This is a genomic window from Veillonella sp. CAG:933 (assembly GCF_000431435.1).
Lineage (GTDB): Bacteria > Bacillota > Negativicutes > Veillonellales > Veillonellaceae > Veillonella_A.
In genome coordinates this window covers 1-575 of sequence record NZ_HF986120.1, presented here as the reverse complement: position 1 = coordinate 575, position 575 = coordinate 1, and the positions used below count along the sequence as shown (strand labels likewise).

Sequence of the window (575 nt, the reverse complement as noted above, 5' to 3'; positions counted from 1 at the left end):
TCATCAACTGCCTGCATCAATTCTTTGATTTTTTCTACGTATTTAGGGTCTCCTTCCAAAGCTTTCAAAGCGGAACCTACGATAATAGGTACTTCGTCGCCAGGGAATTCATAAGTAGTAAGAAGATCGCGAACTTCCATTTCTACTAATTCGATTAATTCATCATCGTCTACCATATCTGCTTTGTTCAAGAATACAACGATAGCAGGTACACCTACCTGACGAGCAAGAAGGATGTGTTCACGAGTCTGAGCCATAGGGCCGTCAGTTGCAGCGATAACCAAGATAGCGCCGTCCATCTGAGCAGCACCGGTGATCATGTTTTTAACATAGTCGGCATGGCCCGGGCAGTCAACGTGTGCATAGTGACGATTTTCAGTTTCATATTCTACGTGGGAAGTGTTGATTGTGATACCACGTTCACGTTCTTCCGGAGCTTTGTCGATCATGCTGTAATCTTGGAATTGAGCCTTACCTTCTTCAGCAAGAACTTTAGTGATTGCTGCAGTAAGAGTAGTTTTACCATGGTCAACGTGACCGATAGTACCGATGTTAACATGCGGTTTAGTACGTTC

Annotated in this window: 1 protein-coding gene; it reads right to left on the bottom strand. The window is 44.0% G+C overall.

The window, feature by feature from the left end; genetic code table 11:
• Window positions 1–575, bottom strand: a 575-nt coding sequence (locus tag QZL64_RS00945; RefSeq protein WP_296309095.1) for a GTP-binding protein, incomplete at both ends; no start/stop codon positions are given.